At 68.6% G+C, this 23,511-nt stretch carries 17 protein-coding genes and 1 tRNA gene; 2 read left to right on the top strand and 16 right to left on the bottom strand.

Annotated features, from left to right (window positions below; all coding sequences use genetic code 11):
* Positions 1 to 39 precede the first annotated feature (39 nt).
* From LXT23_RS24810 to LXT23_RS24850, 9 genes are all read right to left on the bottom strand, one after another.
* Positions 40 to 1,128, bottom strand: a complete 1,089-nt coding sequence (locus LXT23_RS24810; protein ID WP_253982761.1) for a type II asparaginase — start codon at positions 1,126 to 1,128, stop codon at positions 40 to 42.
* Positions 1,129 to 1,236: 108 nt separating this feature from the next.
* Positions 1,237 to 2,157 carry a LysM peptidoglycan-binding domain-containing protein gene (locus LXT23_RS24815; RefSeq protein ID WP_253982762.1) on the bottom strand — a complete coding sequence of 307 codons (921 nt, stop codon included), beginning with the start codon at positions 2,155 to 2,157 and terminating at the stop codon, positions 1,237 to 1,239.
* 237 nt (positions 2,158 to 2,394) lie between these two features.
* A complete protein-coding gene (locus tag LXT23_RS24820) occupies positions 2,395 to 3,702 on the bottom strand; it encodes a sigma 54-interacting transcriptional regulator (protein WP_253983148.1) in 1,308 nt (435 codons plus the stop codon).
* Between the two features lie 170 nt (positions 3,703 to 3,872).
* On the bottom strand, positions 3,873 to 6,449 hold the full coding sequence (locus LXT23_RS24825; protein ID WP_253982763.1) for an RCC1 domain-containing protein: 2,577 nt from the start codon (positions 6,447 to 6,449) through the stop codon (positions 3,873 to 3,875).
* 38 nt (positions 6,450 to 6,487) lie between these two features.
* A complete protein-coding gene (locus tag LXT23_RS24830; RefSeq protein WP_253982764.1) occupies positions 6,488 to 8,020 on the bottom strand; it encodes a S8 family peptidase in 1,533 nt (510 codons plus the stop codon).
* 40 nt (positions 8,021 to 8,060) lie between these two features.
* A complete protein-coding gene (locus LXT23_RS24835; protein ID WP_253982765.1) occupies positions 8,061 to 8,849 on the bottom strand; it encodes a hypothetical protein in 789 nt (262 codons plus the stop codon).
* Positions 8,846 to 9,955, bottom strand: a complete 1,110-nt coding sequence (locus LXT23_RS24840) for a Hint domain-containing protein (protein WP_253982766.1) — start codon at positions 9,953 to 9,955, stop codon at positions 8,846 to 8,848. Before LXT23_RS24840 ends, LXT23_RS24835 begins: the two co-directional genes overlap by 4 nt.
* A gap of 59 nt (positions 9,956 to 10,014) precedes the next feature.
* On the bottom strand, positions 10,015 to 12,021 hold the full coding sequence (locus LXT23_RS24845) for a HEAT repeat domain-containing protein (RefSeq protein ID WP_253982767.1): 2,007 nt from the start codon (positions 12,019 to 12,021) through the stop codon (positions 10,015 to 10,017).
* 165 nt (positions 12,022 to 12,186) lie between these two features.
* Positions 12,187 to 13,374, bottom strand: coding sequence for a hypothetical protein (locus LXT23_RS24850; protein ID WP_253982768.1), 1,188 nt, complete (start codon positions 13,372 to 13,374; stop codon positions 12,187 to 12,189).
* A 421-nt stretch (positions 13,375 to 13,795) separates the two neighbouring features.
* Here LXT23_RS24850 and LXT23_RS24855 point away from each other — a divergent pair, with 421 nt between their 5' ends.
* Positions 13,796 to 16,621 (top strand): tetratricopeptide repeat protein, encoded by a 2,826-nt coding sequence (locus LXT23_RS24855; RefSeq protein WP_253982769.1) that lies wholly within the window; start codon positions 13,796 to 13,798, stop codon positions 16,619 to 16,621.
* Positions 16,622 to 16,679: 58 nt separating this feature from the next.
* The gene (locus LXT23_RS24860; RefSeq protein WP_253982770.1) at positions 16,680 to 17,108 is read left to right on the top strand and encodes a tellurite resistance TerB family protein; all 429 of its coding nucleotides are present in this window, start codon (positions 16,680 to 16,682) and stop codon (positions 17,106 to 17,108) included.
* A 382-nt stretch (positions 17,109 to 17,490) separates the two neighbouring features.
* Here the strand turns inward: LXT23_RS24860 and LXT23_RS24865 are convergent, their stop codons facing one another.
* The 7 genes from LXT23_RS24865 to rpsU form a co-directional block, all read right to left on the bottom strand.
* Positions 17,491 to 17,649: a hypothetical protein gene (locus LXT23_RS24865; RefSeq protein WP_253982771.1), complete on the bottom strand. Its 159-nt coding sequence runs from the start codon at positions 17,647 to 17,649 to the stop codon at positions 17,491 to 17,493.
* 53 nt (positions 17,650 to 17,702) lie between these two features.
* A tRNA-Ile gene (locus LXT23_RS24870) sits at positions 17,703 to 17,775 on the bottom strand.
* 96 nt (positions 17,776 to 17,871) lie between these two features.
* Positions 17,872 to 18,264: an MGMT family protein gene (locus LXT23_RS24875; RefSeq protein ID WP_253982772.1), complete on the bottom strand. Its 393-nt coding sequence runs from the start codon at positions 18,262 to 18,264 to the stop codon at positions 17,872 to 17,874.
* 118 nt (positions 18,265 to 18,382) lie between these two features.
* A complete protein-coding gene (gene rpoD, locus LXT23_RS24880; protein ID WP_253982773.1) occupies positions 18,383 to 20,515 on the bottom strand; it encodes an RNA polymerase sigma factor RpoD in 2,133 nt (710 codons plus the stop codon).
* 92 nt (positions 20,516 to 20,607) lie between these two features.
* A complete protein-coding gene (gene dnaG / locus LXT23_RS24885; RefSeq protein ID WP_253982774.1) occupies positions 20,608 to 22,467 on the bottom strand; it encodes a DNA primase in 1,860 nt (619 codons plus the stop codon).
* Positions 22,468 to 22,725: 258 nt separating this feature from the next.
* Positions 22,726 to 23,187, bottom strand: coding sequence for a GatB/YqeY domain-containing protein (locus tag LXT23_RS24890; protein ID WP_253982775.1), 462 nt, complete (start codon positions 23,185 to 23,187; stop codon positions 22,726 to 22,728).
* A gap of 100 nt (positions 23,188 to 23,287) precedes the next feature.
* On the bottom strand, positions 23,288 to 23,482 hold the full coding sequence (rpsU, locus tag LXT23_RS24895; protein WP_002614080.1) for a 30S ribosomal protein S21: 195 nt from the start codon (positions 23,480 to 23,482) through the stop codon (positions 23,288 to 23,290).
* Between the last annotated feature and the right edge of the window lie 29 nt (positions 23,483 to 23,511).

Below are 23,511 nucleotides of genomic sequence, written 5' to 3' on the forward strand. Positions count from 1 at the left end.
GCAGGCGAAAGGTGCTGGCGGAGCGGAGCCTCCGGGTCGTCAATACTCCTGGAAGTAGCGCTGGAGCTGCGCCGGGTCCTTCGTCCGGGTGAGCGCCAGCTGGAGGAGCACGCGGGACTTGGCGGGGTTGAGCTCACCGGAGGCGACGAAGCCCAGCTTGTCGTCGTCCACCTCGCTGTTGCGCAGCACGAGCCCGCTCATGAGGCGCGTACTGCGGACCACGGCCACGCCCTGCTTGACGGCCCTGGCCAGGACCTCCAGTGCCTGCTGGCTCATGTTCCCATTGCCCACGCCCGCGATGACGAGCCCCCGCGCGCCGCTCTTCACCGCGGCCTCCAGCAGGTCCGCGCTCATGTTGGCGTGTGCGTAGAGGATGTCGACGCGGGGGAGCTTCTCCACCTTCTCGAGGGAGAGCTCGCTGCGGTGGGTGTGCTTCGTGTCCACCGGCTCGAACCACGTCACCTTGCCGGTGTGCACGAGCCCGGCGGCGCCGCGGTTGGGGCTCTCGAAGCTCTTCACGTTGGTGGTGTTCGTCTTGATGACGTTGCGGGCGGCGTGGACTTCGTCGTTCATGACCACCAGCACGCCCCGGCCCCGCGCGCCGGGGTGGGTGGCGACCGCGACGGCGTTGTACAGATTGGCGGGCCCGTCGGCGCCGAGGGCGGTGGCCGGGCGCATGGCTCCGACGAGGACCACGGGCTTGTCGCTGCGAATCACGAGGTTGAGGAAGTACGCCGTCTCCTCCATCGTGTCCGTGCCGTGCGTGACGACGATGCCGTCCACGTCCGGGGTCGCGAGCAGCGCGTTGATGCGCCGGGCCAGCTTCAGCCACACGGCGTCGTTCATGTCCTGGCTGCCGATGTTGGCCACCTGCTCGCCGCCGAGACTCGCCAGCTGCTTCAGGCTCGGCACGGCGGCGATGAGCTGCTCCACGTCGAGGGCGCCCGCCTTGTAGGCGGAGTCCTCCTGGCGCGTCTGGGCTCCGGCGATGGTGCCCCCGGTGGCGAGGATGCGAATCCGCGCCTTGCCCTCACTGGCCTTCTCCGCGGCTGCCGCGTGGGATGCGCTCAACAGCAGCCACCCCAGCAGGGCGAGGCGAAGGCCAACGGCAGTGGGGTGGCGGTGCATGGTGCTCCTCCCGGCCCGTCCGCTCGAGCCGGAAGGGGGCCGCTCCCCGGGGGTGTAGATCAGTTCTTCGAGAACCGCACGTGGAGCGAGCCGATGCGCTACGCCACGTCAGCCGACCTGGGCCAGGACGTAGCTGAACTCGCCTTGAGAGCCGAGCGCGGCCCAGAAGTTGTTGAAGCGGCCCTGGTCCATCGTCTGGCAGCCGGCGGAGTACGTGTCGGTCGTTCCGCCGCGATGGAAGTAGTAGCCCTGTCCGCCCCAGTCGCCGCTGAACACGTCGTCCTTCGAGTCGATCCGGTGATTGCGGTTGGTGTCGCGCTGCACGGTCGGGTTCCCGAAGCGCAGGTCCGGCGCGAGGATGTTGCCACCGAAGTTGCCGTTGAAGCTCTTCCGGTAGTGGTAGGTCTTGTTGCCGACGAGGCGGCCGACCGGCTTGGTGCTCTGGCTCGGGTCATCGGCCCAGCGGCGGTTGGGCTCGGTGTTGGCCTTGAACTCCTCGACGTGCGGCTTGCCGCTGCTGTCCTTCCACATGACGACGAGCCGATCGTCGTAGGTGCCGCCCGAGCGTTGAGCGTTGGTGAAGGGCGTGTTCACCCTCAGTCCGACGATGACGCGCTTGCCGGCCGCGAGGTCCTGCTTCGCCCTGGCGTCGCCGTACTTGTCCACGTACTTCGAGTAGAGCGCGTACTCCTTCGCCTCGGACATGCCCTCGGTGTTCGGGATGCCCTTGGGGAGCACGCCGGTGCTGCTGTCGGGCTTCGGCTTCGGCTTCGGCTCAGGCGCGGGCGCGTTCAAGACCTTCACGTGCAGCTTCTGGCCCGGCTGGATGACGTTGATGTTCTCGACCTGGGGGTTCAGCTTCTTCAGAGCGGCCAGTGAGAGCTCGTGTTTCGCCGCGATGCCCGAAAACGTGTCACCGCTCTTCACGGTGTAATCCACGTACTTCTTCTGAGCCGGCTTCTCCCCGGTGCTGAGCCTGGAGGTGATTCCACTCGGGGTGTGTCCGGACCGGATCTGGGACGTCGTCATTCGGGGAAACTCCTGAAACCGAAGGTGTCTGACCTGATTGTCGACGGTCGGGGTTTCGGAGTTTCTTGGAATTTGATCCAACTTCCTCGATGAGGCGCCAGGCGGGGGGAAGGGGAGTGGGCCCTCCTGGATTCGAACCCTCTTGCCCCGCAGTGCCCCGGGCCGCTCCCCGCAACAGTGCCCTCGTCCTTCCTATTGGCATTGGCTCACGGCCACAGACGAGCAGCGCTCCCTGCGTCACTCCGAATCCTTGCTCGCGTGCAGCCCGTACTTCTTGAGCAGCTTGCGCACATAGAGCCGCGCGAGGCCCGCTTCACGTGAGGCCCGTGAGATGTTGCCCCCGCAGCGCTCCAGCAGGTTCTTGAGGTAGTCGCGCTCGAAGCCATCGATAAGGCGCTCCTTGGCCTCCTTGAAGGGCATCTCCAGCTCGGCGCTGGTGAAGCGCGCCCGCTCCGAGGCAGACATCTCCGGCAGCGCATGCTCTCCCAGGTTCACCACGCGCTGGACCACGTTGCGCAGCTCGCGCACGTTGCCGGGCCACGGGTACTGCTCCAGCAAGGCCCGCGTCTGCTCGGACAGCGCGCTGGGCGGCCGGCCCAGCCGCTCCAGCATCGTGTCCACCAGCAGCGGGATGTCCTCGGGGCGCTCGCGCAGCGGCGGCAGCGTCACCCGCAGCACCGCGAGCCGGTGGAACAGATCCTCGCGGAACCGGCCCTCCTTGACGTCCGCCTCCAGATCCCTGTGCGTCGCCGCCACCACCCGCACGTTCACGGTGCGGTACTCGTTGGCGCCCACCCGCTTCACCTGGCGCCCCTCCAGCACTCGCAGCAGGCGCGGCTGGATCTCCAGCGACAGCTCCCCCACCTCGTCCAGGAAGACGGTGCCTCCATCCGCCTGCTCGAAGGCCCCAGGCCGCTCCGAGTGGGCTCCGGTGAACGCGCCCTTCACGTGGCCGAAGAGCTCGGACTCCACCAGCGACGGGGTGATGCCCGCGACATCCACGATGCTGAACGGCCCCCGGCTGCGCGGGCTGGCCGCGTGGATGCCCGCCGCGCACAGCTCCTTGCCCGTCCCCGTCTCGCCTTGGATGAGGACGTCCGCGTCCCCCGGCGCCAGCCGCTGCAGCAGCGTGAAGACCTCGCGCACCCTCCGGCTGCCCCCCACCAGCCCCCCGAACCGGGTGTTCGACGAGAGCGGGATGATGTGCTCGCGCACCTCCTCGGGGACGACCTTCAGCTCGGTGGCGCCCAGCCTGACGATGGCGCCCATGCGCAGCTCCAGCTCCCGGAAGCGCATGCGCTCGCAGAACGAGCCGTTGCGAGACCCCAGGTCCCGCGCCAGCACCCGATCCTCTCTCACCTCCAGAGACAAGTGCTGCCGGGAGACGGTCCGGTCGTTCAGGACGATGTCACACGCCGGATCCGTCCCCAGTCGGTAGCCCCGGACCCGGAGCGAGAAGCTGCGGCCCGCGTCGCTCCCCGACAGGATGACGAGCTTCCTTCGAAGCATGGGCAGCAGGACCTCCGGATCGGGGGTCGTGCTCATCATCGACGACGGGCTCTTGTCATCCGGGGCCGGAACCACTGGTAGTGAGGGACGCTACCATCCGGAGCCGACCCAAGAAAACATCCTCCAAGCTGAAATCCCAGTTTTGCGAGGGTCGTCTCCTCGCTCGCTCGACGGCGCGGCGAGCCAGGAGCCCCTCCGTCGGAGCCTCAGCGACTGTCCAGGACGACGCCACCTCCCCCGGGGAAGGTGATGCTCCCATCACCTGGGAGGTTCGTCACCTGCACCGGCGTCGGGCGCTGGGTGGTCGTCCCGTCGCCGAGCTGGCCGGTGGCGTTGTAGCCGCAGGCCCGGACGAAGGCGTCCTTGCGCAGCCCCATCATATGGCTGCCGCCCGAGGAGAGGTCCACGACAGAGTCCAGGAGCGTCACGGTCGGTGAGCTGCGCGAGGTCGTCGTCCCATCTCCGAGCTGGCCGTTGTAGTTGTAGCCAAAGGCCCACACCGTGCCGTCCCGCTTCAACACCGCCGTGGAGTAACCACCCGCGGCGAGCGCGATGACATTGTTGAGGCCGGGGACCTGCACCGGCGAGTAGCGCTGGGTGGTCGTCGCATCGCCGAGCTGGCCGGAGGAGTTGTAACCCCAGGTCCACACCTGGCCGCTCGCGAGCAGCGCCACCGTGTGGTAACCGCCCGCGGCGATGGCGAGGGCATGACCGAGTCCGGAGACCTGCACCGGCACGGAGCGGTTGGTGGTCGTCCCGAGGCCCAGCTGCCCTTGGGGGCCGTAGCCCCAGACCCACAGGGTGCCATCCGCTTTCACCGCCACCGTGTGGAAGTGGCCCGCGGCGATGGAGACGACATTCTCGAGGGACGGCACCTGCACCGGCGAGTAGCGATGGGTGAAGGTCCCGTCTCCGAGCTGGCCGTAGAGGTTGGAGCCCCAGGCCCACACGGTGCCGTCCGCCTTCAGTGCCACCGTGTGCGTGGAGCCCGCGGAGATGGCGGTGACGCCGTCCAGCTCCGGCACGGACTGCGGTGTGAGCTGGTTGGCGTTCGTCCCGTTGCCGAGCTGGCCATAGGCATTGTAACCCCAGGCGGCCACGGTGCCGTCCGCGCTCAGCGCCACCGTGTGGTTGACCCCCGCCGCCACGTCGATGACGCCGCTCAGGCCCGGGAGCTGCGTGGGCGTGACGACGTGGGTGGTCGTCCCGTTGCCCAGCTGGCCATAGGCATTGGAGCCCCAGGTCCATACCGCCCCACCGCGCCCCAGGGCCACCGAGTGAGCATTGCCGCCTGCGGTCTTCACGATCCCGCTGACCACGACGGCCACGGGGGAGGAGCGATGGGTGGTGGTCCCATCACCGAGCTCGCCGTTGGCGTTGTAGCCCCACGCAAACAGGGTGCGCACCTGGGTCACGATCACCTTCTTCCGCTCGGCCACGGAGGAGTAATAGCCCGCACCGAACATGCGCACCCCCGCGAGCGGGACCTGCACCGGCACGGAGCTGCTGGTGGTGTTCCCGGTGCCCAGCGCGCCGTAGAAGTTGTCGCCCCAGGCATACAAGGTGCCATCCTGCCGCTTGGCCAGGGTGTGATAACCGCCCGCGTCAATCTCGACGGCTTGGGTGAGCACTGCCACCTGCACCGGGATGGAGCTGTTGGTGGTCGTCCCGTTGCCCAGCTGCCCAGCGCTGTTGTAGCCCCAGCTCCACGCCGTGCCGTCCCACTTCAGGGCGACCGTGTGGACGACGCCTCCGGAGAGCGCGCGGACGCCGCTGAGGCTCGCCACCAGCACGGGCCTCAACCTGTTGAGGGTGGTCCCGTCCCCGAGCTGTCCGTAGGCGTTGCTCCCCCAGCTCCAGGCGCTTCCGTCCTTCTTCACCGCCAGCGTGTGCCACAAGCCCGCGGCGATGCTGGTGACACCGCTGAGGTTGGGCACCTGGATGGGGAGCAAGCTGTTGGTGGTGGTCCCATTCCCGAGCTCTCCCGAGGAGTTGATCCCCCAGGTCCACACGCTCCCATCCGCCTTCAGCGCCACCGTCCGCGAGCCGGCGGCTGCCACCGCGACGACGTCGCTCAGCTCCGGCACCTGCACAGGCACCGTGCGCATCGTGGTGGTGCCGTCTCCGAGCTGGCCGTACGAGTTGGAGCCCCACGTCCACACGCTCCCGTCCTCTGTCACCGCCACCGAGTGATCGGCTCCGGCCGAAGCGGAGACGACATGGCTCAAGCCCCTCACCCGCGTCGGCGCGTTACGCTGGGTCCTCTGCCCATTGCCCAACTGGCCGTAGTAGTTGTAGCCCCAGGCCCACACGTTGCCGTCCGACTTCACCTCCAGCGTGTGGTAGACGCCCGGGTTCACGCTCGGGCAGGACTGGACGAAGTTGCGGAGCACCTCCCGGGAGATGCCGCATTTGGAGCGGTTGCCATTGCTGTCGATGACCATGGGGGAGGCCTTCACCACGAAGGAATGCACCCCACAGCCGAGTCCGGCCGCAGCCTCGCTGAAGAACCACTCCCCCTGCTCTCCTACGCGCTCATCGAAGCCGTGGTCCGCGCCGTCCACGGAGTACTCCAGGTACACCGCGTTGGCGCCGTTGCCCACCACCCAGGAGCCTGCTCCCGCCAGCTCTCCCGAGAAGGAACTCACCCCCTCCACCTCGAGCGAGTCGAAGCTCACCCCCACGCACAGCGCCGACTCCTGGGTGGCCAGCGTCACTTCCGACACGCTCACGTCCTCGCCGGCGGGCACACCACACGCCACCACGAGCGCAAGGGTCGACATCCACAACACGTTCCAGCTCTTCATCGCTTGTGTCCTCATCAGTACTGGCCCTTCAAGGTGGTGGTGTAGGTGGAGAAGGCTCCCAGTTGGATGAGCCAGGTGCCCCCCGCGGGGTTGTTCACCACGCAGGTCTCGTTGTTGCCCTTGCGCAGCGGACGGCACTGGTAGGCGTGCAGCTCCGGGAACTGGCCGTGGCGGATGTAGAGGTCCGCGTCCCCGGTGCCCGCGGAGATGGAGAACGTCACCGAGGGCCGGCCCGCGGGGACGTCCAGCTTGAAGTTCCGCCGGCCGCCCGTGACGTCGGACACGCTCACGCCCGCGCCGTTGACAAGGGGCGTGGCGTGAGGGCGCTTGTACAACAACCGGTTGGGTGAGCTCGTGTCACCGAAGTCCAGCTCCACCTGCCCCACGCTCGCGTCGTTGATCAGTCGCGCGGGGATGTCGGCGGGAGCGACGCCGTTGGCCAGCAGGATGGCCGCCACGCCGCTCACGTGTGGCGCGGCGAAGGAGGTCCCCTCGAGCGGGAAGAAGGTCGAGTCTGTGTCACTGGTCGAGCTCACGGAGCGGAGGTTCGCGCCCGGAGCCCAGAGGTCCAGACACCCTCCCTTGTTGGACGCGTTGGTGACGCCCACCCAGCGCGCCTGGCTCTCGTCGATCGCGCCCACCGTGATGATGCGCGTCCGGAAGGGGTGGACCGCATCCGGCTGGAGGCGGGCCGGCGAACAGTCGCAGGCGTCAATGTTCGCGTTGCCCGCCGCGATCACCACGACGAGCCCGGGGTTCATCGCGACGACATCCACGGCAGCATCGATCGCCGGGATCTCGCTCGAGGCGGTGAAGCTCAGGTTGACGATGGCCGGCGTGACGGCGTTGTTCGCCACCCACTCCAGCGCCGTCACCAGGCGATCCACGGTCGTCCCGAACTCGTTGAACGCCTTCACCGCGCGAAGGTTGACCTTCTTGGCGACGCCATGCGTCTTGCCACCGATGATCCCCGCGACGGCGGTGCCATGCCCGGTGACGTCATCCCCGGTCTGGTTGGGGACGGCGTTGAACACGACCTGGGCGCGCCCCTCGAACTCCAGGTGTGACGCCCGGATGCCCGAGTCGATGACGTAGACGTTGACGCCCGTCGCGTCCTCGGCCAGGTAGCTGTTGTCCAGCGGGCGGGCCTCCTGGTCGATCCGATCCAGGTTCCAGTCCGCGGGGCTCTGGACGCCCGAGGGCTGGACGATGCCATTCTCCAGGACGTAGTCCACCTGAGGATCCTCGGCGAGCGCCTGGGCCTGCTCCTCGCTGGCGGAGACGAGGAAGCCACGGAAGGCGGTCTCGTGGGTGGTGAGGACGCGCGCACCGTACTGCCTGGCCAGCGCGCCCGCCTTCGCCGCCATGCTCGACAGACCGCGCCCGGGCTTCTCCTTCAGCACCACCAGGTACTCGCCCGTCACGGGGTTGTCGGCCCGCATCAACCTGCCCGGCCCTGACTTCTGAGGCGGCGCGGCGAGCACCCCCACCGAGGCCAGGACGAGGCCCAGGGTGATCCACCTGCTCAAGCTCTTCACGCTTCGCATCTGCTCTCCCTTTCAACCGATGAGTTGGCGGCGCGGCCCATCAGGGCGTCACGCCACGGCGCGCCTGTGCTCGAACGCTCAGCTCCCGCTCCTTCACGAGTCGACGCTGGTTGCGCGCGGCGAAGTGCTGCACCAGCTTCTCGAGCGGCGTCCCCTTCGCGGCCTCGACCAGGGCACCCGCTCTCTCGGGCTCTTGATCCGCGAAGATTTCGAAGAGCTCCATCCGGGTCGCGGCCATCGAGCGCCTGGCGCCCGGCGACAGCTCCGCGGTGAACGAGTCCTCCAGGATGATGCGCTCGACCGTGGACACCAGCTGCGCGCGCGCCGGGTTCTGCCTCCAGGCCAGCGCCTCGCGCAGGTAGTCGATCTGCATCAGGCGCTTGAAGCTGGACTCCAGCGTCTGCTCGGCCTCCGTCGAGGCGCTCAGCGCCCGGCGCAGCTGCTCATACATCTGCGTGTCGGCGAGCAGCGCCTCGTAGTCCTCGCGGCCGTTGGAGTCGAGGAGGACATGCTCGCGGAAGGAGTCGAACCGAGCCAGCTCCGGCTCCGTCTTGAAGATCTCCGCCTTGACCCGGTCGGTGGTGGTGGTGAACTCGCCGGGCTCCCCGTCGTCCCCCGGGGCTGCCGCCGGTGCCGCGGACAGGGGGGACGGGCGAGGCGCGGGGGTGGGCTCCGGCGCCGCGTCACGAGCCAGCGGGGTCGGTGCGGGAGAGACCTGCGCCGGAGCCGCCGTCACGGGGGCAGCGTCCTCCGCGCCGTCGAGCGCCGAGGCGATGAGCACCAGCCCCGCGAGCCCTGCGATGACGAACGGGTAGAGAGGGCGCTTCATGGGCTCTCCACCTGGGGGAGCACGTCGGCGGGAATGCTCCGGTAGAGGATGATGCGGTTGAGGTAGCCCACCTCGTCGTTCTGGAACCGCACGGAGCCCACCAGGTAGCCCTGGGCCACGAGGATGTTGGACACCCGATCTGTCGTCACCGGCGCGAGGTTGTAGACCTTGCCGAAGAAGGTGGCCTTCTGGATGTCCACGATGGGATCCAGGGTGCCGTCGGCCTTCACCAGCGCGTCGCCCACCTTGAGGGTCTGCGCCTGCACGATGCGGCCCTCGCCGGTGATGACCGGGTGCTCGAGGGTGAGGCGGAGCTGACCGCCAGACCGGGCGGTGATGACGGAGAGCGTGTGCTCCGCGTCCCGGAGCTCTCGCGTGTAGCTGTAGGTGAGGTTCGGCTGGAGCTGGAGATCATCGAACGTGGAGTCCGGCGTCAGCGTGATCAGATCCTCACGCAGCGCCTCCATCGCCTCACGGATGGGGAGGTCGCCGTCGGCAAAGAGGATCTTCTGCTCGGCGGTGTAGCAGGCCGACTCGCAGTAGCCGTTCACATAGAAGGCGGTGAAGGCCGGCTGGGTGCTCTCCTTGTCGAAGTAGAGCCTGCAGTTCGCCAGCTCCTTGTGAGGGAAGAGCTGGAGGTTGTCCCCATCGGCGATGTCGGGCGTCGTGCCGAAGGTGGGGTAGAGCGGGCGTCCCTTCCTCCGCCACGAGTCGCGTGACCACTGCAGGTAGCCGTCGGTGTCCAGCGCCTGGTAGGTGGGGCCCGAGTTATAGAGCGCGAACATGGCCGCGTTGTTCACCTGGAAGCTCGAGCCCGCGAACGAGCCCTCTCCCGCCGGGTTCCGAGCCAGGTCCGACTCCAGATAGTCCTTCAGCGTCCCACCGCTCGCGGAGCTCAGGCCCGTGTTGAACGCGGCCCCCGGGTGCCCGACGTTCTGGTTCAGCGCGCACTTGCGAGCCCACTCGACTCGCAGCTTCGCCGCGTCACTCGTCGACAGGTTGTCGACGGTGCATCGGCCCAGCAGGAGAGGCTGCGCCTGCACCTGTGCTGGCAACACCATCGCCACCACCACCAGGGCCATGGCCCTCCAGATCTTTTGCGACATCGGGATGTCCTTGCTTGTTCATGCCGCGCCATGCGGCGCGGGAAGCCGGTGAGTGTTCGTTACGGAGAGGCGAGCGGAGTGGAGCTGCTCGTCGTGGGCGTGTTGACGAAGACCGCGGCCGCCTGCCGGAGGTCCGGGTTCGCGTCGTGCTGGCTGGCCCAGGCCAACAAGGGCAGGGCCTCAGGCACCAGGGCCCGCTGATCTCCCAGCAGGTGGATCACCTCGTTCCTCACCCCGTCCGCGGGATCCATGCGCAGCGCCTGCGCCAGGGCGGGCAGCAGGGGCGCCAGGGGCCGGAAGTTGCTGGCGAAGACGGCGGCCTGGCGGACCTCCGGGGCCGGATCCTTGAGCAGGTGCCTGGCGAGGAGCTGGTCAGCGCGAGGATCCTGGATGATGCGCAGCGCGTTGAGCGCGGCCTGGCGCACCCGGGGATCCTGCGACCGGAGCGCGTCCTCCAGCGTGGCGAGCGCGCTCGGCGAGCGGGTGTTGCCCAGGCTGTTGAGCGCCCCCGCCCGCGCCTCCGCGGTGGAGGCGGAGCGGTAGTCACGGGTGAGCTCGCCGACCAGGTCCTCCGCGCCCTTGGGGTCGGTGTCGGTCAGCTGGGCCGCGGCGTTGCCGAGCGCCAGCCTGGCCGTGTCGCGCAGCATCCCGTCCTCTTCGCCCGCCACGCCGCGAAGGGCCTCGAGGCCCTCCGCCGTGGGAGCCGTCGCCACGCCCAGCGCGGCCACCGAGTCCATGCGGATGTCATGGGGGATGGAGCGATCACCCGTGACCTCCGCCAGGGCCTGGATGGCCTCGCGGGTGCTGGCCGCGGAGAGCGCGCCGAGCATGGGGCTGGCCGCGAGCGGATCCATGCCGGCGCGGATGATGACGGGGACCTTCGCGGCCTCGGAGGGGTGGAGCATGAAGAGCGCGCGCAGCTGCTCCAGGGCAATGGAGCGCACCTCGTCACGAGCCGTGGGCTCCCCCGGGAGCGCGCGCAGCTCCTTGATCAGCGCGTCGAAGTCCTTGCCGCCCAGCACCTGGCGGTACTGATCCATCGGGTCCTGCTCCATGCCCTGGAAGGCGGACATGGCGGCGGAGCTCAGCCAGGCCCGGCGCGCCACGAATGCGCCAATCAACGTCGGGTCCACGCGGCGCTCCAGCAGGCTCAGGCTCAGAGAGGACTCATAGGTGGTGGGGGGCATGGTCTGGCCCGCCTCCACCTCCACCCGCTCCTGGGCATCGAGCGAGCTCGTCCAGAGATCCTGCGCCAGCGCGAAGGTGCTTCGGGCGCTCACGTCGATGCGGACCTGCCCGCCCAGCGGCTCGAGCCCCTGAGGGAAAGCCACATGGGAGTAGGACAGCTTGCGCTTCTCGAAGCGGCCCGGCTCCAGGCGCCGGTACCCGGCGCTGTACCGCCCCGTGGTGTCAAACTCCTCCGCCGTCCAGGTGGCGCCCGGCGCTCCGACCACGACGAACTGGGAGCTCGCCACGATGGACCGGAGGATGCCTCGCACGAGCGGGTCGGCCGCCTGCTCGAAGTGCGTGAGCGTCACCCGGCCGCTCTTGTCGTGCGTGAGGAAGAAGGGGAACTGCAACGCCGTGGCAAGGTTTTGCTGGACGTCGGGGGCGACAGGGCCATTGTCGCCGACCTCCACCGTCAGCGAGGAGAGCTGCAGGCTCACCCGCGCGTCGACGCGCTCGGCCTCCGCGGAGACGATCCCCACGGTCCACTCGCCCCGGAGGATGAACCTCATGCCGGGCAGCGCCTGCGCGCCAGGCTGGGCGGGGCGGAAGGAGATCTTCTGATCAGCGTTCAGGGCGTAGCGGTAGAGCGCCCCGGGGATCCACGCCCGCGTCCCCGCTGAGGGGCTGGGAGACACGCCCTGGGGCTGCGTCGACAGGCCCGCCACCGCGGGAGCGGCCTGGGGGGAGCGCGACGTCTCCGAGGGGGCCACCGCGGCGGACCGGGATGCAACCCCCCAGAGCCCCAGCAGGCTCACGAGGAGGAGGGGGAGCCCCACCCCGAGGACCTTGCTGAAGGGCTTGCCGCCCACGTTCACCGACTTCCCCGACTTCCGCATGGGAAACTCCCGAGTCAGCGGCCCTGGCCGCTTCAGTTCTGGTTGGAAGGGCGGGCCCGGTCTCCTCGGCCGATCGCTCAGCCGAGGAGCCAGCGCCCGGTCATCCCGCCCCGCGCGCGGCCAGCGCCTCCGGGGCGCAGCCGCGCGGTGGCAGGGTCAGCCCGGCTAGCAGCCCGAGGCCGAGATGGAGCCGGAGGCGTTGTAGAGGACGAGGCTCCTCACGATGCCGGACCAGTTCGCGATGGTGACGTTCCAGGTCTTCTTGAAGAACAGGAGCTTGATCTTCACGAACCCCGTCAGCGTGCCCGAGAGCGCGTTCAGGTTGAGGGACGCCTTGAGCTTCCAGGAAGCCATGCAGAGGCTCCAGTCGAGGCTGGCCAGGGCCTCCACCGTGGCGTTGATCAGCCGCAGGGTGCCGGTCACGCCAAAGCTGGCGATGGCGACGTTCACCGCGGCGGAGGCCACCACGTTGGCGAAGCCGCCCGCGGCGCCGGTGAGCGAGGCGACCAGGGGGTTCACCTGGCCATTCACGCGCATCGTCACGCCACCCGTCAGCGAGGCCTTCACGGTGAGCGGGACAGGGCCGACCATGAACGTCTTGGACACGGAGAAGAAGGACCGGCTCCAGTTGATCGGGGTCGGCGCGAAGTTGCCGGCGAGGTTGGTGCTCCAGATCATCGCGCTCATGGCGTACAGCGCCGCGTTGCCGCTGTTGCAGCCGCCCTGCTGCCCGCAAACGGTGGCGCGACCGCGCACCAGCTCCTTCTTGATGTTGAAGGCGGTGCCGTGGACCCGGCCCTCGGTGAGCGCCTCCTGCTTCTTCGCCGTGGTGCTGGTGGCGGGCGTCGCGGTGATGGCCGCGCTGACGTTGTAGCCAGCGCCGAAGATGTTGTTACCGAACAGCTCGGTGCGCTGGTAGCTCTTGGTGACGGGCCCGGTGAGCGCCGCCCCCAGCTCCGAGGAGCGCAGCCCGGACAGGTCCTGCGTCGGCACCGTCTCCGTCGGCGGCGGCACGTTCTGCGTGGCGGCCTCCGGAATGGTGGCCTGGCCGTACTGCAGGTGCCTCATGCCGTCATTCATGTCGAGATAGACGGGCGCGTTGAGCAGCTCCGACTCACCCTGGACGACGGCGTCCTGCTCCGGCGCCGTGTAGATGCTGCTCGGGTTGAACGGGAGGATCGGCGTCTCCCACGGAGTCTTGTCGTCCAGCTGGGTGTTGGACGGATAGAGGGTGTACGGGTACTTCGCCGAGTCGACGACGTACGGCGTGGTGTCCTGGTAATCCTGCGCGGACGCGAAGGTGGACGCAGTGAGCGCCAGCATCGCCAGGGCCTTGGATACTGCCTTCATCATTGTGAGCCTCTCCAGTGAATGGTTACGGCGCGCGGCCTTTGTGCACGCAGCGCGCCACCCTCACTGGGATGGCTCTATTTCCGCAGAGCCCTTTGATTTCCTGGGGTTGGCTTCTTCCAGAGCCCTGGTAACGAGTGTTGTCACTGATAACGCGTGTGCCCAGGGAGGGCCCTCAGCGTGATCACACCCGTTTCCAGCGCCTCGACACTCCAGCGGCCCTGAACGCGGCAGACGCGTGGGTAAGCCCCCGCAAAACGAGCTCCAGGCACGGGTCTCCCGCGTGTCAAAGCCGCGCCCTGGTAACAACGGGTACCACCCGAGCAGCCGGGCGCGTCATCGGTCCCTGCACCTGGATACAGTAGTATCCGCGCCACGCCGCCGACCGGGCTGGAGGTGGCAGCATGTACGGGGAGAGGCGGCAATGAGGAACGAGCATTGGGAGAAGGGCGCTCCCGGCGGGCATGCCGAGGAGGTCCCTTCCCGCGACGGGGAGTCGCTGCCCAGGCTCGAAGACGGGGGGCCCACCACCTGGCCCTATGAAGGGGAGCCCACGAAGGCTCCACCCCTCGAGCCCGGGTACACGCTGCTGGGTCGCTATACGGTGCTGGGCACGCTGGGCCAGGGCAGCATGGGGGTGGTCCTGAGCGTGTATGATGCGCGGCTGGATCGGCGCGTGGCGCTCAAGCTGCTGCGACCCTGGAGCGGAGGAGAGAGCCGCCGCGACGAGGAGCAGGCCCGGTTCGTGCGCGAGGCGCAGGCGATGGCCCGCCTGAGCCACCCCCAGGTGGTGGCGGTGTACGACGCGGGTACCCTGGAGGACGGCGCGCTCTTCATCGCCATGGAGTACGTGGAGGGGCAGACGCTGCACCGCTGGCAGCAGGGGCGCCCGTGGGGCGAGGTGCTGGCGCAGTACCTGGCAGCAGGGCAGGGGCTGGCCGCCGCCCACGAAGCGGGCCTCATCCACCATGACTTCAAGCCGGACAATGTGCTGGTGGGCCAGGACGGGCGGGCACGGGTGACGGACTTCGGCCTGGCCTGGCTCGAGTCCGCCTCGGTGGACGAGCCGCGCGAGGTCCCCGCGCAACTCCTCCCCGCGCAGCCGGCCGTGGCGCTCGCGGCGCTGACCACGCGCTCGAGCCAGTGGATGGGGACGCCGAGCTACATGGCGGACGAGCAGTTCCGAGGCCAACGAGGAGACGCGCGCAGCGACCTGTATGCCTTCTGCGTGTCCCTCTATGAGGGGCTGTACGGCCAGCTCCCCTTCCAGGGCAACACCGTGGCGGAACTGCGCGCGGCTCAGCGCGCGGGCAGGGTGGAGCCGCCGGAGGACTCCCAGGTCCCCGCGTGGGTGACGCGCACGCTCCTCCAGGGGCTGAGCACCGATCCGGCGAAGCGTCCCTCCTCCATGAAGGCGCTGCTGCACGCGCTGGCGGACGACCCGGAGAAGAAGCGGCGGGCGAGGCCCTCGCGCTGGGCCCTGGTCGGCGCGGTGGGGGCGGCGGCGGGGCTGGCCTTGTGGGTGTGGGCTCGCCCGCAGGAGCAGGTGTGCGGTCGAATGGAGCTGCGGCTGAGCGGAGTCTGGGATGCGGCGGTCAGGGCCCGGCTGGAGCAGGGGCTGGTCGCCACGGGGGCACCCTACGCTCGGGCCACCGCCGAGCGGGTGGTTCAGGGGCTGGAGGCCTATGCGGGAGCCTGGGTGAGGCAGCGCACCGCGCTGTGCCTGCGCGCGAGCCAGGAGGGGCGCCCGAAGAACTCGGGGCTGCTGGTGCTGGAGGAGGCCTGCCTGGAGCGCAGGCGCGGCCAGCTGCGCGCGCTCACCGAGCTGTTGTCCCAGAGTCCAGACACACCCCTGGTGAGCAAGGCGGTGGAGGCGGTGCAGGCCCTGCCGCCGCTGGAGTACTGCGAGGACGCCAAGGCGCTCACCGCCGCGGTGCCGCCGCCCGAGGACCCGGTGGTGCGCGGGAAGGTGGAGGCGCTCCAGCAGCAGGTCGACTCCCTGCGGGTGCTGCTGGATACCCACCGCGTCCAGGAGGGGCTCGCGCTGGCGGACTCCCTGCTCCCCCAGGTGAAGGCGGCAGGCCACGCTTCGCTGGAGGCTCAGACCCGCTACCTCATGGCATGGATGAGAGAAGGGGCAGGCGACTACCGAGCCACCGTGGAAGGCCTGCGCGAGTCCATGGCGGTGGCGGCCCGTGGCAGGGACGCCTATACGCTGGCCCAGGCCTCGAACTCCCTGGTCTGGGTGACGGGCAACCGCCTGAGGCGGCCGCACGACGCGCTGCACATGGTGCCCATGGCGCAGAGCATGGTGGAGCTGGCGGACGATGACCGCATCCGCGCCTTTGCCTCCAACAGCGAGGGCACCATCCTCATGGCCGTTGGCAAGCACGAGCAGGCACGGCAGGCGTTCGAGCACGCCCTGGCGCTGAGGAAGAAGGTGTGGGGCCCCGAGCACTGGGAGGTGGCCTCCACGCTCCACAACCTGGGCCTGCTGTTCCAGAGCATGGGCCGGGTGGACGAGGCGCTCGAGGCCCATACCCTCTCGCTGGAGCTGCGGAAGAAGGTGTTGGGCCCGGAGCACCCACGGGTGGCCGAGTCCCTCAGAGACCTCGGCACCACGCTCCAGGAGATGGGCCGGTTCGAGGAGGCGCTCGAGGCCCAGGCGCGCGCCCTGGCGCTGAAGCAGAAGGTGCTGGGCTCCGAGCATCCGTCCGTGGCCGACTCGATCGGCGCGCGAGGCCACGTGCTCCGCGACATGGGGAGGGCCGAGGAGGCGCTCGAGGCCTACGCGCGCGTGCTGGAGCTGAACCTGAAGCTGCTGGGCCCCGAGAGCCCGCTCGTCGCCTGGGCGCTCACTGACCAAGGCGAGGCGCTGGTGGAACTGGGTCGCCACGCGGAGGCGCGGGAGAAGTTCACGCGCGCCATGGCCTTTCAGGACAAGGTACTGGCGCCGGACGATCTGGGGCGCCTGGGGCCCCTGCTGGGGATGGGCCGGCTCTGTCTGGCCGAGGGCAAGCCCGCCGAGGCCGTGCCTTTCCTCGAGGGCGCCCTGAAGCTGACCTTGATCAATGAGAGGGCGCGGGTTCAATTCCCGCTGGCACGCGCGCTCTGGGACTCCCACGGAGACAGGGCGCGCGCCATCGAGCTGGCCACCCAGGCCCGCGACTACTGGAGCCGCGTGGGCCGAAAGGCGGACGCAGAGCGGGCCTCCCAGTGGCTGAAGCAGCACGCCACGTCCAGGCCCTGAGCGACGGAGCCTGTCGCGAGCCAGAGCGCACACAGGTAGCCTCCCGGCAGGAGACGACATGACGCGTGAGTACCCCCAGGAGCAGTTACTGGCGTTCGTCCAGGCCATGGCCAACGTAGCGGCGAGCGATGGCCGCATCACCGAGGACGAGCGTCAGCACCTCGATGACGTGGTGTCGGGCCTCGGCCTGTCGCCCCGCGACGCGCAGGTCGCCGCGCTCATCGAGCGGGAGTTCCAGAAGCCTGGCCGCCTCACCGACATCGTCAGCCAGATCGAAATCCGCGAGCTGCGCGTCTCCCTGCTGCGGATGCTCGTCGAGGTGGCGTGCGCTGACGGCGCGATCTCGAACGAGGAGCGCGCGTCGGTGAAGGAGGCCGCCAGCGCCTTCGGTTTCGACATGTCGGCCGCCGACGAGCTCATCGACTGGACGCTCGCGTCGATCAAGCTCGAGCAGCGCGAGCGCGAGATCATGGCGAAGCTGCTCTAGGAGCGCGTCGGAGAACCTTATGGGTAGTGCCTCCCCCGTAGGACGTGGTGTGGTTGAAGGGGGGAATGAGCCGAGGCTCGACGAGGAAGCCAGCCGAGCAGAGCGCCCTGATGGAAGTGTCCGCCAGCCAGAAGCCAGCGGGAGCTGAGGAGGGAGCCCGGGCGCCCGGGCGCTTCGTGTCGCCGCGGCCGTTCCGACCGTGGCAGCCGGAGCAGGGGCGGTTGCTGCCGCAGTACACGAGAGAATCGCTGGGAGAGAGGCACCTGGCCTGCTTCTTCGCGGACTTGTCTGGCGCCACACCACGGCAACGCTGCTGCTCAAGGCGCGGGTGTCGCTAGCGGTGGTGCAGCGCATCCTCGGGCACTCCTCGCCCACCGTTACGTCAGGCGTCTACGGCCACCTCGATGTCGAGGACATGCGCGCGGGCCTGGAGCAGCTCAGCTTCCAGCCAACCGAGGAGCCTCTTGCAGTGGTGCTCCCGCTGGCCGTAGGCGGCCCGCATGGTGCGCCGGTGGTGCGGAACTCGGCGGAGGTGGCTCAACGCGCAGGCGTCTTCGGAGAGATTCCCGAGGCGCCAGGCGGGGTTAGGGGGAGTGGGCCCTCCTGGATTCGAACCAGGGACCAATCGGTTATGAGCCGACAGCTCTAACCGCTGAGCTAAGGGCCCCCATGTGCAACCAACCGCCTGGGCCGGTTGCATATCCCCGGGCGCGCGCCGCTGGCAAGTGGGTCGCTTCCCCCGATGCCGGCCGCCGCACTCCGCTCACCCCTTCTTCCGCCCCTGGGGCAGGGCAGGGGGCTCCTCCCGCTCCACCTTCACGCGGAACACCTCCCCACGCTGCTGCACCCCCACGCCTTCCGCGCGCAGGCGCTTCGCCTGCTCGTGTGCCACGAGGGGCGCCAGCGTCCCGTTCGAGCGGATGACCCGCCACCAGGGCACGTCCCGCTGCCGCGCGGGAGGCAGCCCCGTCAGCTCGTGCCCCACGCCCCGCGCCGCGCCCGGCCTGCCCGCGTAGAGCGCCACCTGCGCGTACGAGCGCACCTGCCCGCGCGGAATCGAGCGCACCGCCTTGAACACCGTCTCCGTGAAGGACGGTGGTGCGTCGGACTTCGACTCGGGCTTCATCGTCTTCACAGCGCGTCGGAGGAGGGCCACGACCCCGGACTCTAGAAACACGAAGGCCCCCGGTCCATGAAAGGAACCGGAGGCCCAGGTGCTGCACCGCTGGAGCCTGCCTGCGGTCGCTCAAGCGCCGCGGGCCGTCACTCCAGCCTTAGCTCTCCACGAAGGAGCGCAGGCGCTTGGAGCGGCTCGGGTGGCGCAGCTTGCGAAGCGCCTTGGCCTCAATCTGGCGGATGCGCTCGCGCGTCACCTCGAAGTCCTGGCCGACCTCTTCCAGCGTGTGGTCGCTCTTCTCGCCGATGCCGAAGCGCATGCGGAGCACCTTCTCCTCACGCGGCGTCAGGGTGGCGAGCACCTTGCGGGTCTGCTCCGCCAGGTTCATGTTGATGACCGCGTCCGCCGGCGACACGAGGCTCTTGTCCTCGATGAAGTCGCCCAGGTGGCTGTCCTCTTCCTCGCCAATCGGCGTCTCGAGGGAGATGGGCTCCTTGGCAATCTTCAGGACCTTGCGGACCTTGTCGAGCGGCAGCTCCATCTTCTCGGCAATCTCCTCCGGCGTCGGCTCGCGGCCAATCTCCTGCACGAGGTAGCGGCTGGTGCGGATGAGCTTGTTGATGGTCTCGATCATGTGCACCGGGATGCGGATGGTGCGGGCCTGATCGGCGATGGCGCGGGTGATGGCCTGGCGGATCCACCACGTGGCGTACGTGGAGAACTTGTAGCCGCGCTTGTACTCGAACTTGTCCACGGCCTTCATCAGGCCGATGTTGCCCTCCTGGATGAGGTCCAGGAACTGGAGGCCGCGGTTCGTGTACTTCTTCGCGATGGAGACCACGAGGCGGAGGTTGGCCTCCACCAGCTCGCTCTTGGCGCGCTCGGCGCGGCGCTCACCCAGGCGGATGGCGTCGTAGTTGCGGCGCAGGGACTCGACGGGGAGGTTGGCCTCCTCCTCGACCTTCTTGATCTTCCGCACCGCCGTGCGCACGTCGCGGTCGAGGACCTCGAGCTGTTCGGGAGTGAGGTTGAGCTGCTTCTGCAGCTTCTTGCCGATGTTGGGGTTCTCCCGCGACTCCTTCAGCTGCGGGCGAAGCTCCTTCATGGAGATGCCGTAGCGGCGCTCCAGCTCGCGAAGCTCGTCCTCGGCCTTGTCGACGCGCTCGATGAGGGCCTTCAGGTTGATGACGATGCGGTCCACCTGCTTCTTGTTGAGCCGCATCTCCTCCAGGACCTCCATCATCTTGGTCCGGAGGTCCTTCATCTCCTGCTTGAGCTCCTTCTTGCGCACCTCGGTCAGCTTCTTCTTCGAGGCGAGCTCCTCCTCGAGGACGTCGCAGTCCTTGGCGAACTTGCGGAAGCGCTCGATCTGCTTGCAGATCTGCTCGATCTTGTTGAGCTCGCTCTGCGCCAGCTGCGCCGGGGCGTCACCCTCGCCGACTTCCTCGGGAGCCTCGTCGGCGCCCTCGGCCTGGGCCTCCTCGGGCGCGTCCTTGATGACGTCGCGCACGCGCAGCTTGGCCGTCTTCAGCTTGTTGCCGATGTCGAGGATCTCCTCGACGGCCACCTTGCAGGCGAGCAGCGCGCGGAGGACTTCCTTCTCGCCCTCTTCAATCCGCTTGGCGATTTCGACCTCGCCCTCGCGGGTGAGGAGGCTGACGCTGCCCATCTTGCGCAGGTACAGACGGACGGGGTCGTTCGACTTGCCACCCGGCTCGTCGTCCTCGTCCTTCTCGTCCTCGTCCGCGTCTTCCTTCTCCTCCTCGACGGTGACGGTGGGCTTGATCTCGTTGTTCTGGGCGGCCTTCTGCGCGTCGACAATCTCGATGTCGTTGTCGCCGAACATGCTCATCACGTCGTCGATCTGATCGGACGACACGATGTCGGCGGGGAGCGCGTCATTGACCTCGTCGTAGGTCAGGAAGCCCTTCTCACGGCCCGCGGCGAGCAGGTCCTTGACCTCCTTGCGCTCGGCGACCGGATCCTCCTCGACGTCGTCTTCCACGGCGTCCGGGTCCACCTGGACGGCGGCGGCGGCTTCTTCCGCGGCCTCCTCGGGGTCCACGTCATCACCCATGGCGGGCGCGACACCCTTCTTCTTCTTCAGCTTCTCCGTGGCCTCGGCGACGACGTCGCTCTTCGCGGCAATCGCCTCCTTCTCCTCGGCTCCTGCCTTGGTCCCCTTCGCCACGGACGCGGAGCTTTCCGGCGCCTTCTTCTTGCGGATCACCGGATCCACCTTCTTCTTGGTGGGCTTCACGGACGCCTTCGAGGGCTTCTGCGTCGGCATTCGGGTACTTCTCCTTAGGAAATTCAGGGGCTTGAGGCCAGGGGCGAGCCGGCCGATCTACCGCAAAGTCAGGGTTTCTTACAAACGCGAACTCAAACCGGTTGCATGGGCGCCTTTGTTCCCGAGGAGGCGGGCTTGAGCTCTTCCAGGACACGCTTCTTGAGGGCCAACAGTTCCACGCGCTCCGTCAGGAGCTCGCGCGTCTCCTCCGTGAGGTCAAACGCCCCCGGCGTCTGCTCCGTCGCACGTCTTATATAAGCGAGCCTCTCGTCGATGCGCCGCACCATGATTTCCCTGCAGATGTTGGAGAAATCGTGGTCCAGCGTCATTCCCCGCTCGGGGAGCTGACGCCAGGCTTCCTCGACGGCGCGCTTCACCGCGTCTGACGCCTCGTAGAGGGCGTCCTCGGTGCCGTGCCCGGACGTGGCATGGGCGAGCGCCATGCGCAGCCCCATGTGGGACAGCTCATCACAGACGCGGAAGGTGTCGCGGGCAAGCAGCCGTGAATCCCGGAGTATGGAGGCCACATAGAGCGTCTCCAGCCAGGGGGGCGGCTTCTCCGAGGGCTTTTCCGGCTGCTGCGCCGGGGCCCCTTGGGCGCCCTGGGGTGGGGGCTTGGGGCGCAGGTTGCGCAGGGAGTCTTCAACCACCCGTACCGTCCATCCAAAGCACGCGGCTATGGCCTTGAGGAACTCGTTGCGCTCCAGGCCTGGCACAAATTGACCTACCATGGGCTTGAGCCGATCCAGCGCCGCCATCTTCTCCTCGTAAGGCGACGCCGTGCCATGAGGGAGGACGGTCGAGAACAGGTGGGTGGTGAGCGGCTGCGCGCTCTCGAGCAGACGCTCCACACCTTCCAACCCCTGGCGACGCGCGAAGGTGTCCGGGTCGTCGCCCTGGGGCAGCAGCGCCACCCGGGCGTCCGCCCCCGCGGCAAGCAGGGGACCGGCGAGCCGCTCGACAGCAGCGAGGCCGGCCTTGTCCCCATCCAGCAGCAGGAAGAGCTTCTTCGCGTCCGCGCGCTTCAGCACCTGGAGGTGCCCGGCCGTGAGGTTGGTGGAGCACAGCGCCACCGAGTGGCGCACGCCCACCTGGTACAGGCCGATGCAGTCGAAGTAGCCCTCGACCAGGATGGCGGCCTTGCGCTTGTGGATTTCCTCCCGCGCCTGGTTCATCCCGAAGAGCGTCTCGCTCTTGTTGTAGATGCGCGACTCGCGCGAGTTGAGATACTTGGGGCCGTCCTCCCTGCCCACCAGGCGGCCACCGAAGGCGATGGCGCGGCCCTCGGGGGAGCGGATGGGGATGACGAGCCGGCCCCGGAAGAAGTCGATGTAGCCCTCGCCGGAGGAGCGCGGCGTCACCAGGCCCGCCTGCTGTCCCCACTCCAGCATGCCCTGCTTCTGGAAGCGGTCCGCCAGCAGGCTCCACGCGTCGGGCGCCCAGCCCAGCCCGAAGGCCATGGCCGTCTCTTCCGAGATGCCCCGGCTGGCGACGTAGGCGCGCGCCGCGCGGCCCTCGTCCTGCTGCCACAGCAGCGCGCGGAAGTGCTCGGCGGCGAAGTCCGTGGCGTCCTTGATGCGCTGGCGCTCCCGGACGCCGGGGTCCTCCTCGCCCTGCACGTCGATGCCCAGCTCCTGCGCCAGGTCCTTCACCGCGTCGACGAACGTCTTGCCCAGGTAGCGCTGGACGAAGGACACCGCGTCGCCGCTCGCCCGGCAGCCATGGCAGAAGTAGAAGCGCTTCTCCGGCACCACGTAGAATGACGGCGTCTTCTCCTGGTGGAACGGACAGCACGCCTTCCACTCGCGCCCGGCCTTCTTCAGCTCCACGTGGCGCGAGATGAGCGACACGAGGTCCACCCGGTCGAGGATTTCCTGGATTTTGTGTTCCGGAATCACGGTTGCCACCCCCAGGCCCACGCGTAGGTAGGCGTAGGCATGACATCCTCGCATACGGGGCTGACGTCCCCCGGCGCCCGGGCGACCTGGCGGATCCTTCCCACAGGCAGGGAGGAGGGACGGCGGGGCAGGCGCGGGGAGGGGAGGGGCACGGCGTGACTCCTGGAGCCCGGTGGGGGCTGGCCCAGGCACTTAATGACGGGGGGGCGAGGGGGCAAGTTTCCGCCTCCCTGGCTGCCCGTGAAAAGCAACGGCGCCGCCGGTTTCCCGACAGCGCCGCGGCGTCACTGGAGCTTCAGGCTTCCGGACGGCTCAGGGCGACAGCTTCGCGAGCTGGGCCTTCACGGCCTCGGAGATGGCGCGGCCCTCGGCCTTGCCCTGGAGCTTGGGGTTGAGGTTCTTCATCACCGCGCCCATGTCCTTGGGGCCCTTGGCGCCGACCTCGGCGATGGCGGCCTGGACCTCGGCGGTGAGCTCGTCGGCGGACAGCTGCTTGGGGAGGTAGTTCTGGAGGACGGTGATTTCCGCCTCCTCCTTCTCCGCCAGCTCCGGGCGACCGCCGGACTTGAACTGGTCGATGGAGTCACGGCGCTGCTTGATGAGGCCGGTGATGACGGTCTGGATGCCCGCGTCATCGAGCGCGGAGGCACCGGGCTCCACTTCCTTGTACTTCACGGCGCTCTTGAGCATCCGCAGGACGCTGAGGGTGAGCTCGTTCTTGGACCGCATCGCGTCCTTCAGGTCCGCGTCGATCCGCTCCTTCAGGGTGGCCATGTCGCGACTCCTCAGGGGGAAGTGTGTTCGGGGACTGGACGACGGGAGCCAGGGCACCTGACAGCTTCAGGGGTGCCCCGGCTCGCGCGCGAGGCTCGCTCTAGAACGACTTGCGGGCCTTCTTCACAGCGCGCTTCTTGGCGGCGAGGGCCTTCTTCTTCCTCTTCACGGAAGGCTTCTCGTAGTGCTCGCGCTTGCGGATCTCGGAGAGGATTCCGGCCTTCTCGGTGGCCTTCTTGAAACGCTTGAGGGCGCTCTCGATGGACTCGCCTTCCTTGACTCGGATACCGGGCATGCTGTCACCTCCTTCCGCCGTGCGTAGAT

Origin of the sequence: Pyxidicoccus xibeiensis (assembly GCF_024198175.1) — a bacterium.
Classification (GTDB): Bacteria; Myxococcota; Myxococcia; order Myxococcales; family Myxococcaceae; genus Myxococcus; species Myxococcus xibeiensis.

What these genes read in the sequence shown, in the direction of transcription:
- LXT23_RS24825 (WP_253982763.1), bottom strand. Translation starts at nt 6,449, where the DNA reads ATGTCGACCCTTGCGCTCGTGGTGGCGTGTGGTGTGCCCGCCGGCGAG.
- rpoD (WP_253982773.1), bottom strand. Translation starts at nt 20,515, where the DNA reads ATGCCGACGCAGAAGCCCTCGAAGGCGTCCGTGAAGCCCACCAAGAAG.
- LXT23_RS24855 (WP_253982769.1), top strand. Translation starts at nt 13,796, where the DNA reads ATGAGGAACGAGCATTGGGAGAAGGGCGCTCCCGGCGGGCATGCCGAG.
- LXT23_RS24850 (WP_253982768.1), bottom strand. Translation starts at nt 13,374, where the DNA reads ATGATGAAGGCAGTATCCAAGGCCCTGGCGATGCTGGCGCTCACTGCG.
- LXT23_RS24815 (WP_253982762.1), bottom strand. Translation starts at nt 2,157, where the DNA reads ATGACGACGTCCCAGATCCGGTCCGGACACACCCCGAGTGGAATCACC.
- LXT23_RS24830 (WP_253982764.1), bottom strand. Translation starts at nt 8,020, where the DNA reads ATGCGAAGCGTGAAGAGCTTGAGCAGGTGGATCACCCTGGGCCTCGTC.
- LXT23_RS24840 (WP_253982766.1), bottom strand. Translation starts at nt 9,955, where the DNA reads ATGTCGCAAAAGATCTGGAGGGCCATGGCCCTGGTGGTGGTGGCGATG.
- LXT23_RS24845 (WP_253982767.1), bottom strand. Translation starts at nt 12,021, where the DNA reads ATGCGGAAGTCGGGGAAGTCGGTGAACGTGGGCGGCAAGCCCTTCAGC.
- LXT23_RS24810 (WP_253982761.1), bottom strand. Translation starts at nt 1,128, where the DNA reads ATGCACCGCCACCCCACTGCCGTTGGCCTTCGCCTCGCCCTGCTGGGG.
- dnaG (WP_253982774.1), bottom strand. Translation starts at nt 22,467, where the DNA reads ATGCGAGGATGTCATGCCTACGCCTACCTACGCGTGGGCCTGGGGGTG.
- LXT23_RS24890 (WP_253982775.1), bottom strand. Translation starts at nt 23,187, where the DNA reads ATGGCCACCCTGAAGGAGCGGATCGACGCGGACCTGAAGGACGCGATG.
- LXT23_RS24860 (WP_253982770.1), top strand. Translation starts at nt 16,680, where the DNA reads ATGACGCGTGAGTACCCCCAGGAGCAGTTACTGGCGTTCGTCCAGGCC.
- LXT23_RS24820 (WP_253983148.1), bottom strand. Translation starts at nt 3,702, where the DNA reads ATGAGCACGACCCCCGATCCGGAGGTCCTGCTGCCCATGCTTCGAAGG.
- rpsU (WP_002614080.1), bottom strand. Translation starts at nt 23,482, where the DNA reads ATGCCCGGTATCCGAGTCAAGGAAGGCGAGTCCATCGAGAGCGCCCTC.
- LXT23_RS24835 (WP_253982765.1), bottom strand. Translation starts at nt 8,849, where the DNA reads ATGAAGCGCCCTCTCTACCCGTTCGTCATCGCAGGGCTCGCGGGGCTG.